Source organism: Marinomonas ostreistagni, from assembly GCF_016888445.1.
Taxonomy (GTDB): Bacteria; Pseudomonadota; Gammaproteobacteria; order Pseudomonadales; family Marinomonadaceae; genus Marinomonas; species Marinomonas ostreistagni.
In genome coordinates, this window is record NZ_JAFEKF010000002.1 from 596873 (window position 1) to 614289 (window position 17417).

13 protein-coding genes are annotated in these 17417 nt (G+C 49.6%); 8 read left to right on the forward strand and 5 right to left on the reverse strand.

Annotation, left to right across the window (positions count from 1 at the left end):
• Positions 1-3 precede the first annotated feature (3 nt).
• The 3 genes from JQX58_RS08235 to JQX58_RS08245 are packed head-to-tail and all read left to right on the forward strand — an operon-like array spanning position 4 to position 3324.
• Positions 4-1158, forward strand: coding sequence for a glycosyltransferase (locus JQX58_RS08235; RefSeq protein ID WP_204146357.1), 1155 nt, complete (start codon positions 4-6; stop codon positions 1156-1158).
• Between the two features lie 3 nt (positions 1159-1161).
• On the forward strand, positions 1162-1938 hold the full coding sequence (locus JQX58_RS08240; protein WP_204146358.1) for a glycosyltransferase family 2 protein: 777 nt from the start codon (positions 1162-1164) through the stop codon (positions 1936-1938).
• Between the two features lie 60 nt (positions 1939-1998).
• Positions 1999-3324 (forward strand): exopolysaccharide biosynthesis polyprenyl glycosylphosphotransferase, encoded by a 1326-nt coding sequence (locus tag JQX58_RS08245; protein ID WP_204146359.1) that lies wholly within the window; start codon positions 1999-2001, stop codon positions 3322-3324.
• A gap of 129 nt (positions 3325-3453) precedes the next feature.
• Here the strand turns inward: JQX58_RS08245 and JQX58_RS08250 are convergent, their stop codons facing one another.
• From JQX58_RS08250 to JQX58_RS08265, 4 genes are all read right to left on the reverse strand, one after another.
• On the reverse strand, positions 3454-4473 hold the full coding sequence (locus JQX58_RS08250; RefSeq protein ID WP_204146360.1) for a phospholipase effector Tle1 domain-containing protein: 1020 nt from the start codon (positions 4471-4473) through the stop codon (positions 3454-3456).
• Between the two features lie 594 nt (positions 4474-5067).
• Positions 5068-6210 carry a glycosyltransferase gene (locus JQX58_RS08255; protein ID WP_204146361.1) on the reverse strand — a complete coding sequence of 381 codons (1143 nt, stop codon included), beginning with the start codon at positions 6208-6210 and terminating at the stop codon, positions 5068-5070.
• The gene (locus JQX58_RS08260; RefSeq protein WP_204146362.1) at positions 6198-7520 is read right to left on the reverse strand and encodes an O-antigen ligase family protein; all 1323 of its coding nucleotides are present in this window, start codon (positions 7518-7520) and stop codon (positions 6198-6200) included. Before JQX58_RS08260 ends, JQX58_RS08255 begins: the two co-directional genes overlap by 13 nt.
• A 280-nt stretch (positions 7521-7800) precedes the next feature.
• Positions 7801-8250, reverse strand: coding sequence for a (R)-mandelonitrile lyase (locus tag JQX58_RS08265; RefSeq protein ID WP_204146363.1), 450 nt, complete (start codon positions 8248-8250; stop codon positions 7801-7803).
• Positions 8251-8521: 271 nt separating this feature from the next.
• Here JQX58_RS08265 and JQX58_RS08270 point away from each other — a divergent pair, with 271 nt between their 5' ends.
• Both JQX58_RS08270 and JQX58_RS15530 read left to right on the forward strand, forming a co-directional pair.
• Positions 8522-9340 (forward strand): OmpA family protein, encoded by an 819-nt coding sequence (locus JQX58_RS08270; protein ID WP_204146364.1) that lies wholly within the window; start codon positions 8522-8524, stop codon positions 9338-9340.
• Between the two features lie 181 nt (positions 9341-9521).
• Positions 9522-10508, forward strand: coding sequence for a peptidoglycan-binding protein (locus JQX58_RS15530; protein WP_204146365.1), 987 nt, complete (start codon positions 9522-9524; stop codon positions 10506-10508).
• A 173-nt stretch (positions 10509-10681) separates the two neighbouring features.
• Here JQX58_RS15530 and JQX58_RS08280 read toward each other — a convergent pair whose 3' ends face one another.
• Entirely contained in the window at positions 10682-11371 is a 690-nt protein-coding gene (locus JQX58_RS08280) for an FKBP-type peptidyl-prolyl cis-trans isomerase (protein ID WP_204146366.1), read from the reverse strand.
• 386 nt (positions 11372-11757) lie between these two features.
• On the opposite strand from JQX58_RS08280, the gene JQX58_RS08285 reads away from it, so the two are divergent.
• The 3 genes from JQX58_RS08285 (at position 11758) to JQX58_RS08295 (ending at position 17240) form a co-directional block, all read left to right on the forward strand.
• Positions 11758-13806: an EAL domain-containing protein gene (locus JQX58_RS08285; RefSeq protein WP_204146367.1), complete on the forward strand. Its 2049-nt coding sequence runs from the start codon at positions 11758-11760 to the stop codon at positions 13804-13806.
• Positions 13807-14103: 297 nt separating this feature from the next.
• The gene (hslO, locus tag JQX58_RS08290; RefSeq protein ID WP_204146368.1) at positions 14104-14973 is read left to right on the forward strand and encodes an Hsp33 family molecular chaperone HslO; all 870 of its coding nucleotides are present in this window, start codon (positions 14104-14106) and stop codon (positions 14971-14973) included.
• Positions 14974-15311: 338 nt separating this feature from the next.
• Positions 15312-17240 (forward strand): ABC-F family ATP-binding cassette domain-containing protein, encoded by a 1929-nt coding sequence (locus JQX58_RS08295; RefSeq protein WP_204146369.1) that lies wholly within the window; start codon positions 15312-15314, stop codon positions 17238-17240.
• Positions 17241-17417: the final 177 nt, after the last annotated feature.

Sequence of the window (17417 nt, forward strand, 5' to 3'; positions counted from 1 at the left end):
GAAATGGCATATGTTTTGGTCGAAAATAATGGTGTGGAAAAAGGTGTTCTAGTTTTTAAGCATTCAGAGTATCGTTTTCTATCTAGTGTTGGAGATGATCTAATTAAAAATCTTAAAAGTAATTATCATATAGGCTTGTATATTGGTTTTTTTTCAGTTTTTGAGTATGAGCCTGAATATGTGGATTTTTTCATAGCCGCCGATAATGTTCTTGAAATAAAAAAAGGCGATAAAAATAAACCAAGATTGCCCTTGAATGGCTTTAATTTTATAAATGAAGATCTGTTCAATAAAAATGAAGATATTAACAAGGTTAAGAAGTATGATTTCCTATTTGTCGGTAATTCTCAGACAAGAAAAAACTTACTTAAATTAGTTAAAGCTTTTAGGAAACTTTCTGAAAAGGGAGTTGATTTTAGTGCTTTTATAATTAATCGTTTTTCAGATGATTTTGAACAAAAGAGTTACTTGAAAAGAGTTAGAGACGAAATAAATAAAATACCTCATAATTATAGAAAAGGGATAAAGTATTTAGAGCTTAGCTATCAAGGTGATATGCTTCCCAAGGAAATGATGAGTCAGATCTACCAAGAGAGTAGATCATTGGTTTGTCCCTCTTTGTCTGAAGGTGCGGCACGAGTCGTAGCTGAGGCTGCTTTGAATGACCTAGTGATTATTAGTTACTCTAAAATGAAAGGAGGAACTAATAATCACCTTGATGAAGAGAGTGATTTTATTTTTTCTGATTTAGATTTGCTTAGTGAAACACTAGAAGAATTTATTTATAAAAAAAATAAATATAAATTTTATATTTCGAAAAATAAAAAGTGTTACTCTCAAGTGGAAAGCAAAAAAAGGCTTGTTGATTTTTTATTTGATAATGGTTTTTGTAAGGAGAGAAGGAAGCTGGAGGCAATACTAAAGAGCGATCTTTATAATGCTTTTAGTGGCCATAAAAATATTTTGCATGAAAGTATGTCTAACTCTATTTCTGATGAGGTATTGTCGCATAAAAAAATGTTATTTTTTGTCTCTTCAAAGCTTGAAAAGAGAGTTGATTGGGGAAGATTAAGTATTTCTTTTTTTAAGGATTTTATGGCTTTTTTTAGGAAGCCTATTGTTTTTATAAAAGGCCTTGTAAAGGCAATGGTGAGATAGGTTATGCCAGTTGTTTCAATAGTTACTCCATGCTACAACTCTAGTTTGTATATTTCTGAGGCTATAGAGTCTGTTATATCCCAAAAATATAAAGACTGGGAGATGATCATAGTAGATGATGCCTCTAGTGATAAATCTATAGATTTAATAGATTATTATATTAAACTTGATCCAAGAATTCGGCTGATTAAACTTCAAGAAAATTCTGGGGCTGCTGTTGCTCGTAATGCTGCTATGAAGGATGCTAAAGGGCGATATATTGCGTTTTTGGATAGTGATGATATATGGCATTCTGATAAGCTAGACACTCAAATAGCTTTTATGAAAGAAAATAATATGGCATTTTCTTATTCTTCTTATTATAAAATTGATGAAAATGGATCAGTCATTGATGAAGTTGGTGTGCCTGAGAAAGTAACTTACACAGATTTACTTAAAGTTTGCTCGATAGGCTGTTTGACTGCAATGTATGATACTAAGCTCGTTGGGAGAATAGATATGCCACTTATTCGAAAACGGCAAGATTTAGGTTTATGGTTAAGAGTTTTAAAGAAAACTGATTATGCATATGGTATCTCTGAGCCTTTAGCGAAGTATAGGATAAGGAGTGATTCTATTTCATCTAATAAAATAGTTGCCGCTAAATACACTTGGCGCTTATATAAAGAAGTTGAGTGTTTACCTTTCTTGAAGGCTGTTTTTTACTTTAGTCATTATGCTTTTAATGGTATTTTAAGGACAAAGTTCCCAAAGATTGCACGTATTTTAGGTTTGCTTTAATATTAATTAGTAACTTCTAAATAATGCTAGGAACTAAAAACACTTTATTTAGGATTAAGAATGAAATCAGCGCCACTTCAACGTTTTAGAACTCGTAGAGTCCCCGTACTTTATGCGCTTGTAGATTTGGTAATTCCCGCAGTACTACTTTTTATTATTCAGGTTCTAGTGAGCCAAAAGATGTGGACTGAAGCCCACTCTGGGATGGCTATGATCAGCGGAGTTCTGTTTGTTATTAGCACCGCCGCTCAAGGTGGCTACAGTCGCTATAGTCAGCGCTCCATTGCCAAAAAGCTTGAAATCACCTTTAAGACTTGGGTCTTCAATGTCTTTTTGCTACTAGTGCTGTCTTTCTTTTTCTTAGCAACGCTGGAGTTTTCTCGAGTTGTTATGAGCCTTTGGGTGTTTTTGACACCGATCCTAGTTCTAATACTCAAGCTTCAGGTTAACCGGTTTGCTGGGCAGTTCGCACAGGCTAAAATACAAGTGGCTGTGTTAGGGCGGCACTATGAGTTCAATGAATTTGAGTACTCAATGCTTGAGCAGCAGGGCGTCGAGCTTAGTTACTTTAGCTTGAGTGAGTCTGATGATATCGAAGAAAAGATTCTTTCTATCAACCCTGATTACTTGTTACTTAACTTGGAAGCGCCGGCAACCAATAAGCTTATCAAAGAGTTAACGCACTTGGATCTCAAGGGCGTTCGCCTGATTGTATTGCATCGATTTATGGAGGCTTTCCTTCGTAAGTGTTATATCCCCTATGAGAGCGGTGATCTTAGCTATCTTGAGAAGGTGCATAGCTATTCGTCTATCAATTACTTTTCGAAACGTGTGGTCGATTGGGTAGCAGTGATTTCTTTAGGTTTAGTATCATTGCCTGTTATGGCCCTATCTGTGTTTCGCATTAAGCGCCAGTCGCCAGGTAGTATCTTTTTTAAGCAGAGCCGGGTTGGGCTTGGCGGTGAAAACTTCATGGCGGTGAAATTTCGTAGCATGCATGAAAATGCGAAGTTCAACCCATACACTCAAGAAGAAGATCCGCGTATCTTTCCTTGGGGTAACTTTATGCGTAAGTCACGTGTAGATGAACTTCCACAGCTTTGGAATGTTGCGAAAGGTGATATGCATCTGCTTGGGCCGCGTACGGAATGGGATATCTTGGTCGAAGGTTATGAAAAAGAGATTCCCTACTATCATGAGCGTCATCTTGTTCGCCCTGGTATCTCTGGCTGGGCGCAGGTGCTTTATCCTTATGGGGCCAATACTGAAGATGCGCGACAGAAGCTTATGTATGACCTTTATTATATTAAGCATTGGAGTATTTGGTTGGAGCTCGAGACGTTGATACGTACGGTGGGTGTCGTGTTAGGTAAGAAAGGGCTTTAATTCTCAATCGTTTATCAAATTTTATAAAGCAGGCCTATGAATGTCATAGGCCTGCTTTTTTATGTCTGGTGATTTGCGAAATGTAGGATGCGATACATGAGAGTACTATTTCCCGCGCGCAGCGCAGTCCTACAGAGGGTGGGTTTTTGGTGGTATATGGCTGTAGGCAATCGGTTGGTAGTCAAGGTGGCTTTGGATGCGTTGTGCGACGCTTGGGTGCCAGAGTGGTGTGAGGGTTTGGCTGGGTTGGCCTTGCTCGAGGACGCAGCAGTGTCTGGGGGCGAGGGTGAGATTACGCCAAGTGGTGAGGGTGCGGTTTTGGTAATGGATTTTGCCGAGGTGTTTGGGCTCGATGGCGAGTAGGGCGCTCCAGCGGGTGTTGTTGCTTGTTGGTGTGTGGGTTTTAACGCTGTGGACGGTTTGGTAGTTGATCTGATTAGTGTGGGATTCGATCCAGTCAATGAGGGTTTGTAGGGCGATATCGCCGATGCCGTCTTTACTGTAGCCGCCGCCGACATCCGAGTGGACGCCGGCGAACCAGAGCTCGAGTACGCGGCCATCATGGTTGAGTAGCGTGGGCCGAAAGGCGAGGCGCTGCTCGTCCAGGGCGACGAGGTGTAGGGCTTTGTGGACGGCTTCGGGCAGTGTGTGGCCGTGTTCGAAGACCACGTCTGTGTGTGGGCGTTGGCTGCTGTCTAGATTGGGCCAGCCGATGGAGGCGACGGTGTCGATGATGGCTTCTAGGATGATGGGGCGGTCGAGTAGTGGTGTGATCAGGGCGGCGAAGCGGCGGGCGAGAGCGGCACCGCGGCTAAAGCCGATAAGGACGATATGCTTTATGGTGTGGTCGTAGTGTTGTTGGAAGTCTTGCATAGCGCGGTTGAGGATCTGGGCGATGTGGCCTGCTTCGACGGCAAAGGCGGCGTTGAAGGTTTGTTCGAGCCAGCTGCCGTAGGTACCGATGCCGGGGTAGTAGAAGGTTTTGTGGTCGAGGTGGCGTGGTGAGAGGCCTTGGTGGTGTTTGAGTTGGCCGCCTAGGAGTAGGTGGGATTTGAGGACGTTGGTGATGCTGGAGAGTTGATCGGGTGGTGTGAAGGCGTCTTGTGGGCTGTTGCCGGTGCCATCGAAATGGAAAAATAAAGTCGACATAGTGCGCTCCTTGCGTTGTCGGGATGTGGTTTGATTGTGGCCTGCCTTCCTGGCGGGCTTTTGATTAGAGTAGCATGGGTTTGTTTGATTTGCTGCCAAATCGCGGGCAATAGCCCCCTCGTACAGAGATCTTCGCATCTTGCGAGTTTTGTCGCGGGCAATGCTCGGTACGAGGGGATTGCATCCCCGATTGCAAGCGCAGCTTGCTTGGCTTGATCTTGGGCAGCTTTGCTGCCGATCGCGGGCAATAGCCCCCTCGTACAGAGGTCCTTGCAGCTTGTGAGTTTTGTCGCGGGCAATGCTTGGTACGAGGGGATTGCATCCCCGATTGCTAGCGCGAGCTTGCTTGGCTTGATCTTGGGCAGCTTCGCTGCCGATCGCGGGCAATAGCCCCCTCGTACAGAGGTCTTTGCAGCTTGTGAGTTTTGTCGCGGGCAATGCTCGGTACGAGGGGATTGCATCCCCGATTGCAAGCGCGAGCTTGCTTGGCTTGATCTTGGGCAGCTTTGCTGCCGATCGCGGGCAATAGCCCCCTCGTACAGGGCGTCGTAACTTGCGAATTTTATCGCGGGTAATTGCCCTGTCGGTCGGGGGTTATTTTAGGAAGGCGTTGACGACGTTCTCGGGTTTGAAGTCGTCGATCCAGGCTTCTTTGATGGGGTAGCTGCCTTGGGCGAGGGTTTGGTCGATTTTATCGGCGAGGGCTTGCGGGGTGCGTTCGCAGAGGAAGTTTTCCAGTTCGCCTTTGAAGATATCGCGCACGCCGCCTTGGCAGTCAACTGAGATAATAGGAGTGCCGCAGGCGAGGGCTTCGAACAGCACGATGCCTAGGCCTTCTACCCGTGAGCTCAGCACAAACAAGCTGGCGTGCTTCATCCACACATAAGGGTTGGCTTGGTTGCCGACGAAGTGCACTTTGTCGGCGATGCCGAGGGTCTTGGCTTGTTCTTTAAGTGTCTGCTCCAGTTTACCACTGCCGACGATCACCAGTGGTATAGTTTGCTGGCTCTTAGCGTAGGCTTCGAGGAGTAGGTCTTGGCCTTTTTGTGGCACCAGCCTAGCGACATTAAGAAGATAAGGGCCGTCTGGCATAGCGCTAGGTTTGGCCGCTAGGGCCTGCTCACGTATGCAATCAATCGGGCAAGGGTTGGTGATAACACTGAGGCTTTTAGGCGCTACGTGGTGTTGGCTTAGCTGCTCTTGCGCTTGTTGCTTCACGCCGCTAGAGACGGTCGCTAAGTGTTTGTTATGAAACAAGGCTTTAACGCGCTTGGCATACAAAGAAGCGGAAGCTTTGCTGGAGCGGTTGATCATGTTTTCGAGCACGTAGATGGCGCGTTCATGGTCAAACGACCAGACCATTTCATAGGTGCCTTCACCGCGAAGGATAATGCGATCAAATGCGCCGTAGGTCTGTTCAAGCTTGGCGATCTCGCGCTGCAGACGCTTGCCGCCGTGCCAACCAGAGAGCAGGAAGTAAGATTTACGCCAGACTAGATTACTCAGTCGTGCGCCGATCTCGGTCAGTAAACTCAAAGGCTCGGCCAAGGAGATATGGTTAACGTTAAATTGATGTAGTTTTACGCTTGGATGCGCTGGGTAAAAGGCATCGTCACGCTTTTTGTAAAACAGTAAGTGGCTCTCGTGGCCCTCTGCCGCAAAGGCATCGGCTAAGTTGATGGCGACACGCTCCATGCCGCCAGTCTTAAGGGCGCGGACGACTACTAGGGTGCGCATTGGCCGTCCTGTTTTAGCTCATTAGCTTCTGCGCGCCAGATAAGTGCCATCAGGCCAGCAAAGATGATTTGCATGCACAGTACCCCTGTCCAGAAGAATAAGTAAGATTCCGCCATACCGATGACGCTCCAAAAGGCCATGGCACCGAGCGCAAAGTAGCCGATATCTTGATTAAGGCGCTTTTGCGCGACCAGTTTTAATACACGAGAAAGCATCCAGCCGATGAAGACACCATAAAAGATAAAGCCGATCAGTCCGTATTGCACCAGTAGCGCGATATAGATGTTGTGCATATGGCCGAACCGTTCTTTAACCCAGTCTGGTAGCCACTCCGTACGCTTAATGGCAATCACTTGGCCTTGGCCGCCCCAGCCTGTGAGCGGGCGCTCGGCGAAGTGCTCGCCCGCAGCGATCCAAGTATTAGCACGGATGCCCCAGCTCGTGTAAGGAATATTATCTAAATCGCCATTTAGAATCTGCAATGCAACTTGATTATCTCGGGATTTAGATAAGCGCTGTTCGATTGTTGGCCAAAGAGTTTGCTGGAAGGCGACCGCGATAACCAGTACGGCCAGAAGTGCCACGCCAAGCCAGCGCTTATTAATGCTTTGCTTACCTTTGATTAAGGTGTAGCCAAAGTAAACTAGGGTCACCAAGATAGTGGCGGCTAAGGCTAACCATGAGGCGCGGGTCTGACTAGCAGCGATGGTAAATAAAGAAAACGCTAGCGCAGGCGTCCAGACTATTAGGCTAAGTTTATACCAGCGGTATAAACGCGGTAAAAAGGCCAGCAAGCCAATCGCCACAAAGCCAAAAAACAGCGCAGTATGCTGGGCATTACGCAGGTCATAGTCGATACGACCGCCATGCCAGCCGCGAGTGATTTCAGCCCAGCCGCCACCGCTTAACCAAGGGGAGAGCAACACCATCAGGGCGGCCACACTCCAGAAGATAAAGACGCGCTTGCCTGCGTCTTTCAAAAACCACGCCAAGGGCACAAAGATAAATAAGCGCGCCATCTTTTCCAGTTGTGGTGTGTCGTCGACCCAGCCAGGCTCGGCCCAGCGAGCTAATGACCAACTGATAAGCGGGATCAAAATAGAGGCTAGTAATAGCAGCATCGGTGTTTTGACTTTTACGCCTTTGCCATAGCGATAAATACAGTAAAAGCCCAATAGGATGACGATTTGTTCGGCTTTTTTACTGATGTCATCTAAATGAATTTCACCAAAAGCAAACAATAGGCAGAGGGCTAAGCCAAGAAAGGAAATGGCTTTAGGTTGGTCGAGAGGTGTTAAGCGCTTTAACATGACTTCCTTGGTGCGTGCGAGCGTATATATAAGAGGGCGCTGATTTTAGCGCAATGGAGCGCACGATAGAATGCACTTTGTGCATTAATTTTTCACATAGGTCAAGCTATGGCTATGTCATGAAAGAGAAAAATGTCTGTCAGGCAAAATAAATGTGCATATTTTGTTCAAGGTGGTTGGTGAGGGCTCATAAGGGGGAGGCAGGAGAAGCGTGGCGCTAGTTACAAGAAGATCGCCATGCAGAGGGTGCATGGCGATTTTTTAAGAGCTCATAATTGCTTTAATCTTTCTTCACTGGCCCAGCTAGGTAGTCTTCATCAGACACGGCTTCCATCCAAGTGACCGGCGAGCCGTCTTGGGCTTCGTTGATCGCCACGTGTTGCATGGCGGTGGTGTCGGTGGCGCCGTGCCAGTGGCGGCGGCCACAGTTACACCAGATGATGTCGCCAGGGCGGATTTCGGTTTTTGGGCCACCTTCACATTGGTGCCAGCCGACGCCATCGGTCACTAGTAGGATTTGGCCGAGAGGATGAGTGTGCCAGTTAGTACGCGCACCTGGGGCGAAGTTAACCACCGCCATGCCAGTGCGGCCTGGGCTTGGCGCTGAAAACATCTTGTCGATGCGCACATCGCCGGTGAAGTTTTCCGCAGGGCCTTGGATGGCTTCAGTGGAGCCGGCGCGGATGATCTGTGTGTCCTGATTTTGTGTGTCTTGGTTTGAATCACTCATCTTGCTCTCCTTATCAATTGCTTAGTGTGCTAGGTATATTTTTAGGTTAGACCTCTGTTCGGCGTCTGGGAAGGCATTGCATGCTTTTGCCGCAGTATTTGACGCGCTCGATCAAAGTGTCAGATTTCTTGCATGTAGGTCAGTCAATCGGGGCTTTTCGCCTGCAGATGGTGCATTAGTGCATAAGTTTTAGTAGTCTTAGCGGCATACAATAAATTGACAAAGACGCGCGAATTCAGAGGATCGAACTCTAGCGCTTAAGAGGGAAGCAATGTTGAAAAGCTTTGGTGCGTTCTCCTTTACAGTATTCGTTGGGCTGGCCTTGTCGTCGTTGCAAGCGTGGGCCGAACACCCAGCCGTGAAATACGATGATGCCATCGTGTCGGCGAGTCAGTTTGATCAAGACTTATTGCAGCAAAACAATGGCCAAGACATCGCCATGTTTATCCCCAATATCCAGATTGGCGATAGCCAGCGCGATATCAACTCATGGCTGGGCAAGCCTTACAGTGTCTCAAGCCTTGAAGACGGCAGCGTGTGGGATTACAACGTCAGTATTCCGCGCTCTTACGATAGCTTTATGGGCTGTCAGTACCGCATGGAGTTTGATGCCGAAGGCCGCTTACGCCAGGTCGATTGGCGTAAAAGTGTGTGTGATTTGCTGTATCAGCAATACATCGCTCAAGCCGGTGATATCGAGCCGCGCATGGAAGTGTTTAGCTTCACCAGTGATGTTTTGTTTCCGTTTAACGAATACCGCTTAAAACCATCGGGCCAAGCCATGCTTGATGAGTTCGTGGCTGAGTTGTTGGCCCGTTATGACGAGCCGATGATTACCGTGACGGGGCATACCGATCGTTTGGGCCCAGAAGAAGCCAATCAGCGCTTGTCTGAGCGCCGCGCCCGCGAGGTGGGTAAGCGTTTTCTTGAGCAAGGTCAAAAAGACTACAACTTATTGATCAAAGGTGTGGGTGAAAACATGCCGGTGGTGGAGTGTGTCGACGACCAGCGTGACGCTGAGTTGATCGAATGCTTGCAGCCCAACCGTCGTGTCGAAATAGAAATTTACGAAAAGCCCGCTGCATCTTGAGTTCTTGGCCCGAGGTGGCGATAATATCGCCACTTGAAAATTTCCTGACAGATTGTTGCAGTGATTAGACATTGTTTTAGACAGTGAAATGACGCTGCCGCTCAGGAGTCGCTACATTCATCACGTTGGCATGGAATGTCACAGCCAACCTGTATAGCAAAGATAACAGTAGGAAACGCCAGTGAGTACGAATAAAAACCGTTTGTTATTAGGCTCCGTGCTAACGGCGCTTGCGCTACACTTGCCCCACGCGATGGCTGAGACCATTTCGTATGACAGCAATATGAACCCTCAAGCGTCATCGCCCCCGCCACCGGCGATGGATATGGAAGTGAAGCCAGGCCAATGCTGGGTTTACGGCCAGATCAAACCGCGTAAAGTCGAAAAGACCGTATCGGTGACGGTAAAAGATTCCCACACCACGATCAACGTGACGCCGGCTGAGATCAAGCGCGGCTACAAAAAAGTCGTGACCCGTGAGGGCACGGTGACCTACCGCTTGCAGCCCGCTACGTACAAGCGTGTGACCGAGCGTGTGTTAGTGCGTGAAGAAACGACCCGCTATGTCAAAGTCCCTGCGGTCTACGAAGAGCGTGATAAGCGCGTCGTCGTGGAAGAAGCGCAAACTGTATTAGAGCAATGCTCGACGCCTGGTGCTGGCGTGGCCTTCTGTGCCCGCGAGATCCCGGCTAAAGAAGAAGTGGTCAAAGTCCAAGTCTTGGTGCAGCCAGAGCAAAGCAAAGTCGAAGTGGTACCAGCGAAGTTTGAAGAAGTGACCAAATGGGTTGTGGATCAACCTGCGCGCGTGGTTGAAGTCTCTCTTGCACCGCGTATGGAAGAAGTAGAAGTGGAAGAGATCGTCACGCCAGCCTCTGCTAACCCTTACCAAGTGCCAGCTCAGACGCGTAAGATCCAAACGCAAGTCTACGAAGGCAGCCCACGCATGGTGATGCGCCAAGCCGTGTGTAACAACGATCTGAACAGCGGCCTTGTTGCACAGCTGCAACAGCGTCTAAAAGAGAGCGGTTACGAAGCCGGCCCTGCAGACGGTCGCCTAGGTCAGAAAACCATGGAAGCTTTGGGCGCGTTCCAAGGTGACAACGGCCTAGCCGTCGGTTCGATTACCTTTGAAGCGTTGAATGCACTGGGTATTAACCCGAATAACTAAGTGTTTAGGTTATTAGTGTTTAAGTGATAAGTGTTGAAAAGCCAGCCGAGTGCTGGCTTTTTTGTGCCGGTTTACTTCTGAAGCGCGTGTGTAACTTAAGACGCGGACATAAAAAAGCCCTCGCTGCATTCACAGTGAGGGCTTCTTCAAGAGAGAAAACGATAACGCTAGGCTTACTCAGCGCTTTCGATATCGATCAATTCCACTTTAAATTGTAACGCTGCGTTGGGGCCGATTGGGCCTGTGCCGCCAGGGCCGTACGCCAATTCAGATGGGATGTAGAATTCGTACGTGGCGCCTTCAGACATCAATTGTACACCTTCGGTCCAGCCTGGGATGACTTGGTTCAGTGGGAAGGTAGTTGCTTCGCCACGCTCGTAAGAGCTGTCAAATACGGTGCCGTCGACAAGTTTGCCTTCGTAGTTAACCGTTACTGTGTCTTCAGCCGCTGGCTTATCGCCGTCACCTTCTTCGATCACTTTGTACATTAGGCCAGAGTCAGTCACTTTAACGCCGTCTTCGTCGGCTTTTTCTTCTAGCCATGCTTCAGACTGTGCTTTTGCTGCTTCAGCGACTTTGGCTTGCTCTGCTTGGGCTTCTTGCATTTGCTTCATTTGGAAGGCTTGTACGGTCGCTTGGATGTCTTCCATCGACATTTGTGGCTCTTCGCCTGCAAACGAGTCTTCGAAACCGGCTTTAAACGCTTCTAGGTCAAGGCCTTCAAAGTCGTTGGCCATGCGGCTGCCAAACATGGTGCCGATTGAGTAACCTAGCTTTTGCTCTTCGCTGTCTAGCGCTACATCAGCGGCTTGCGCCATAGAGACAGAAGAAAGGACGAGCGCTGCGACTAAAGTTTTTTTCATAATAGAACGTTCCGTTGGTTGTGGGTTCCAGATATAGAACTTGGTTGGGATGCGTCGAGTGAATTTCAAGCTTAGGCTGATGATGAAACAGAAAGTTCCGCAAATTGCATGAGGCTGATCAGTGTCGGCGCGATCCGGTGACGTTAATGTAGGGCGCTTGCTTGATCATGCTCAACGGCTTTTACGAAAGTTTGACGCTTTTTGGTTAAGACTTGAGCAAAAGCTTGCACTAGATGGTCGGTTCAGACATATATTTGCTGTTAAAGGGCATTCCGCTGCCTCGCAATGTCGGGTAAGGTTAATTGTTTTTTATAGGCGGCGTTAACATCGGATGTTACATTTTTGTTTTTTTGTTAACTTTCTTTGCGGAAAGTGAATAGGAACCCATGACGACTCAAAGTAAGCCACAGGTTTCACCAACAAATTACCGTACCTTTTTCATCACCATCGGTTTTATCAGTGCGCTGGTGTTTATCTGGGCACGCACGTCGTTTAACCATTACCAAGTCAACTTGCTCGATGTGAACAACGCACGGGTATTGCCGATTGGTTCGGCTCTATTGGAGTCGTATTCAGTAGGCAGCGACCGCTCGGATGTGATGGCCGCGTGTGTGGTCACCGAAGAGTCGTGGGTCAGCCGCTGTGGTTTGTCGTTGCTCTTGCCCCAAGACGAAGACGGCCAAGCCTTTTCTTTTAATAAAATCGATACCCTACACGCCACCTTCGACACCATGACGCCTGTGCCTGGCCTCGGCGATGGTTTGCGTCTGACGATCAAAACGCCGTTTGAAGGCACGACCGTGGAGCCCGTCAATGACGCTGGCTTTAAGCTGCACTCGGTGCGCCTAGAGAACGGTCAGTTTGATATTCCGCTGTCGCGTATTGATGTCGATACCGATTGGCAAGATGTGCACGATGTCTCGTTTGCTGACGCCGACAAAGATTTTAGCCAAGTTCACTCGCTGGATATTACCTTTAATGAAACGCCCTTGATCACGCCAGGGCGCTATGAGTTGGTGATTTCTGAGCTGATGGTCGATGGCCATCGGGTGGAGCTTGCCACGCTCAATAACTGGCTACTGACATTTTGGTTGTTTATCGGTGTGGGCGGCATATTGCATCTGGCGTGGCGCGACCAAGGCAGCTTGCAGCGCATGCGTCGGGTGGCGCTGTACGATGCCGATACGGATTTGCTCAACGAGCAAGGCATTAAGGATTATGTGAAGGGCTTGGCGCCCGAGGCAGATGGCTCGGTGTACTTGTTCCGCTTTGATAATGCCTCGATCTTAGAGCGTCACTTTGGCACCAAGATTTACACTCAATTGCTGAATAAAACCAAGCAGCGCCTGCAATCGGTGTTTCAATCGCACTCGGTGCGTTTGGTGCGCTTAAGTCACAATGAATTTATGATGCTGTGTCCGCAAGGGCGCTTGAGCAATGAGAGCTTGCTGGAGCGTATTTTCCGCGAAGGTGTGGAAGTGGTCGGTGTTGGTCACTTAAAACTCGATGCTAGCGCGAGCTTTGTGTTTCAGCCTGCCTTGTCTAAATTGATGCATTCGGCCATTGAAAAGGCGCGCTTTATGATCGATCAGCCACGCCATCCCAATAATTTTGTGCGTGTGTATTCTGATTCAGATCTGGCGCCGCTCAAACAAAAAGCCACGGTCGAAGAAGCCCTGCGCCGTGCCATCGCCAATGACGAGTTTTACCTGCAGTTTATGCCGCTTTACGATGCCCGTGCCCAGCGTGTGATCGGTGCTGAAGCACTGCTGCGCTCCACCTCAGACAGTCTAAGTAAGCTTTCGCCTGAGGTGTACATTCCGGTGGCAGAGAAGGCCAACCTGATCCAAGAAATCGATATGCTGGTGATCCAAAAAGCCTTGGCGGCGCTGACTCAGCATAACCTGCCGGACGATTTTGTATTGTCGATCAACATTTCCGCTCAGGAGCTGCTCGATAGTGAATTCGCCAAACGCATTCGTCGCGCATTAAATTACGCCAACGTCGCGCCAGAGCGCATTTGCTTGGAAGTGACCGAGACCTTCTTTGTGCATATGGACGATGCTAAAGTCGAAGTGCTGGAAGAGTTGCGTGAGCTCGGTTGTCGCGTGTCGCTGGATGACTTTGGCACGGGGTATACCTCTTTTGCCCACTTACAGCGCTTGTCGGTGGATGAGATCAAAATCGACCGCAGCTTTGTGAATCGCCTCGACGACCCCAAAGCCCGCGTGGTGGTCGAATCCATGGTCAACATCGCCCAAACCCTCGACTACAACCTTGTCGCCGAAGGCGTCGAAACCGCCGAGCAACTGGAATACCTCAAATGCTTAGGCTGTCGCTGCTTCCAAGGCTACTACTTCTCCAAACCCACCAGCCTTAAAGACGCGGCGCAAGCCTACCAACCTGCTGGCGGCAATGAGAATTACGTGATCTAAGGCTCATCACTGTCTTCCCTTGATCTAGCAAGCTGGCGCTTGCGATCGGGGATGCAATCTCTGTACGAGGGGGCTATTGCCCGCGATTGGCGGCGCAGCCGCCTTTTCTAGAGCTCAGCAAGCTATCGCTTGCGATCGGGGATGCAATCCCCTCGTACCGATCTGCGCCCGCGACTGGTGATGAAGGCGCCTTTTCTTCGCCTAAGGGTTTATTTCTGCCGTGCCATCCCCACATAAGGTGCAAAAATTCACCCCGCGTTTTAAACTACGCACATACATTATCTAACGGTGATCCTTGTGAACAACATCAACGAAATCCAACGCTTCTCCTTCGACCACACCAATGTTCGTGGTGAGCGCGTGTTATTAAATGATGCCTACCAAAACATCATTTCTCGTAAAGAATACCCTGAGGCCCTAGAGCGCTTGTTAGGCGAGTTCGTCGCGGCGATCGCGTTGCTGCGTGACATTGTCAAAATCGATGGCGTGTTATCACTACAGTGTAAAGGCGAAGGCCCACTGAAAGCCTTGATGACCGAGTGTGACGAGCACAAAAACCTACGTGGCATCGCCCAGTGGGACGATACTCAAGCATTCCCTGAGCAAGTATCGCTAAAAGAGTTACTGGCGAACGGTTACCTAGTTATCACCATCGCCCCGCGCAATGGCCGTCGTTATCAAGGTATCGTTGAGTTGGTTGGCGATACGCTAGCTGAGTGTCTGGAGCAATACTTCTACCAGTCAGAGCAGCTGCCAAGCCGTGTTTGGTTAGCCGCCAATGGCTCACAAGCCGCGGGCTTATTCTTACAGCGCCTGCCGGCTGAACAAGCACAAACTGGCGACGAAGATGCTTGGGATCGCTTCGTGCACTTGGCATCGACCGTGAAAGACGAAGAGCTTTTAGGTCTTGCCACAGAAGAGCTACTGCACCGCCTATACCACGAAGAAGAGCTACGCTTGTACGATGCTAAGCCAATGCAATTTGGCTGCTCATGCTCACGCGAGCGCACGTTGGATGCCATCGTCTCTATGGGCGCCGAAGAAATCCGCCACATTCTAAGCGAGCAAGGCGTGATCCAAGCCGACTGCCAATTCTGTGCTGAGAAATACCGCTTCCATAAAGAAGACCTAGACGACTTCTTAGGCGACCAAGCCCAGACACACTGATATCCCTTCAAAATTTCGCGTGGCAGAGGCCCGGTACGAGGGGATTGCATCCCCGATCGCAAGCGCAGCTTGCTTGGCTCAAGGAAAGGCGGCTAGCGCCGCCGGTCGCGGGCAATAGCCCCCTCGTACAGGGATTGCATCCCCGATCGCAAGCGCAGCTTGCTTGGCTCAAGAAAAGGCAGCTAGCGCCGCCGGTCGCAGGCAATAGCCCCCTCGTACAGGGATTGTATCCCCGATCACGGGCGCAGCCTTGCCAGACGATCTTACCTGCGGCGCTTCCCCGTGTTGCGCTTATCCTCTAAAATGCGCGTTTCGCTCAGTCAGCCAGAGAAGTAGCCATGATCCAGTTTAATGATGTCAGTTTGCAGCGCGGTACGCAGTTCTTGTTGGAGCATGCGGATCTGACGGTGTTTGAAGGCCAGAAGGTCGGTTTGATCGGTGCCAATGGCGCGGGTAAGTCGTCGCTGTTTGCCTTGGTGCGCGGCTTGTTGCATGCAGACACTGGTGAGGTGGTGTTGCCTGGGCAGCGTCGTATTGCGTTTATGGCGCAGGAGGTCGAAGAGGTTGATCGTTCGGCGCTGGAGTATTGTCTGGATGGCGATGATCGCTTGCGTCATATCGAAGCGAAGATCGCTGAGGCGCAGGCCAACGGCGATGATAATGCTCACGCCCATTGGTTGAGTGAGTATGAAAACGCTCATGGCTACACGGCGCAATCCCGTGGTGAGACCTTGCTACAGGGCTTGGGCTTCAAAATGGCCGACATGCATAAGAAGGTGGCTGACTTCTCCGGTGGTTGGCGCATTCGCTTAAACCTAGCCCGCGCGCTGATGTGTCCGTCGGATATTTTGCTGCTCGATGAGCCAACCAACCACTTGGATTTGGATGCGGTGATGTGGCTAGAAAACTGGCTACGCGGCTACCCTGGCACCTTGCTGCTGATCTCCCACGACCGTGATTTTATTGACGGCATCTGTAGCCATATCGTGCATCTGTACAACAAGCAGCTCAATCTCTACAAGGGTAACTACTCGGACTACGAGCGTCAGCGTGCCGAGCAGTTGGCGCAGCAGCAGGCCAATTATGAACGCCAGCAAGCTAAGCGCGCGCATTTGCAGCAGTACGTGGATCGCTTCCGTTATAAAGCGGATAAAGCCAAGCAGGCGCAAAGCCGCTTAAAAATGCTGGAGAAGATGGAAAGCATCGGCCCTGCGCACATTGATTCGCAGTTTGAGTTTTCGATTCCGCTGGCGGAAAAGACATCGCCGCAGTTGGTGAGTTTGATTCAGGCGGATTTGGGTTATGTGCTCGACGATGGTAGCCAAAAGGTTCAGTTGGGCGAGACCAATTTCTCAGTGCGCGATGGCCAGCGTATTGGCTTACTCGGCCCCAATGGCGCGGGTAAATCCACACTAATCAAATCGATCGTGCAGGAAATTGATCTGCTTGGCGGCGAACGTGTTTACGGTGACAACACCAAAGTCGGTTACTTCTCTCAGCATCAGTTAAGTGCGTTGGACTTAGAGGCCTCGCCAGTGCTGCACATTCAGCGTTTGACGCCGACGGCGCTTGAGGCGGATGTGCGTAAATACTTGGGTGGCTTTGGTTTTGTCGGCGATGACGCCTTGCGTGCGGTGAAAGGCTTCTCCGGTGGTGAAAAAGCGCGTTTAGCGCTGTCGTTGATCGCGTGGCAAAAGCCGAACCTGTTGGTGCTCGATGAGCCAACCAACCACTTGGATCTTGAAATGCGCCAAGCGCTGACCGAAGCGCTGCAGGCGTTTAACGGCGCGATTTTGGTCGTGTCCCACGATCGTCACTTGCTTAATAGTACTGTAGATGAGTTTTACCTGATCGCTGACCATAAGATCGAAGCGTTTGACGGCGATCTGCCAGCCTATCATCAGTGGCTGCAAGCGCGTCAGCAAGCTGCAACCCAAGCCGAGCGTGCGGCCAGTGGCGCTGAGGCCAAAGTCGAAAAAGTTGATCGCAAGGAAGAGCGCCGCAAAGCCGCCGAACTGCGTGAGAAACTGCGCCCGCTGCGCAAGTCAGTTGAAAAGCATGAAAAAGCCATGCAGAAGGCGCAAGCCGAGCTAGAGACCATCGGCGAAGCCATGCTGGATAACAGCCTTTACGAAGCGGCGAATAAAGACAAACTGCAAAGCCTGCTTGCTGAGCAAGCGAAATGGAAAAAAGCCTTAGACGACGCGGAAGAAGCTTGGTTTGAAGCCCAAGAAGAGCTTGAAGAAGCCGAAGCGGCGTTGGCTTAGCTCTAGAAAAGGCAGCTTCGCCGCCAGTAGCGGGTACAGAGATCTTCGCAAGCCTGCAATTTTTTCGTAGCAGAGGCCCGGTACGAGGGGATTGTATCCCCGATCGCAAGCGCAGCTTGCTTAGCTTTCGAGAAGGCAGCTAGCGCCGCCAATCGCGGGCAATAGCCCCCTCGTACA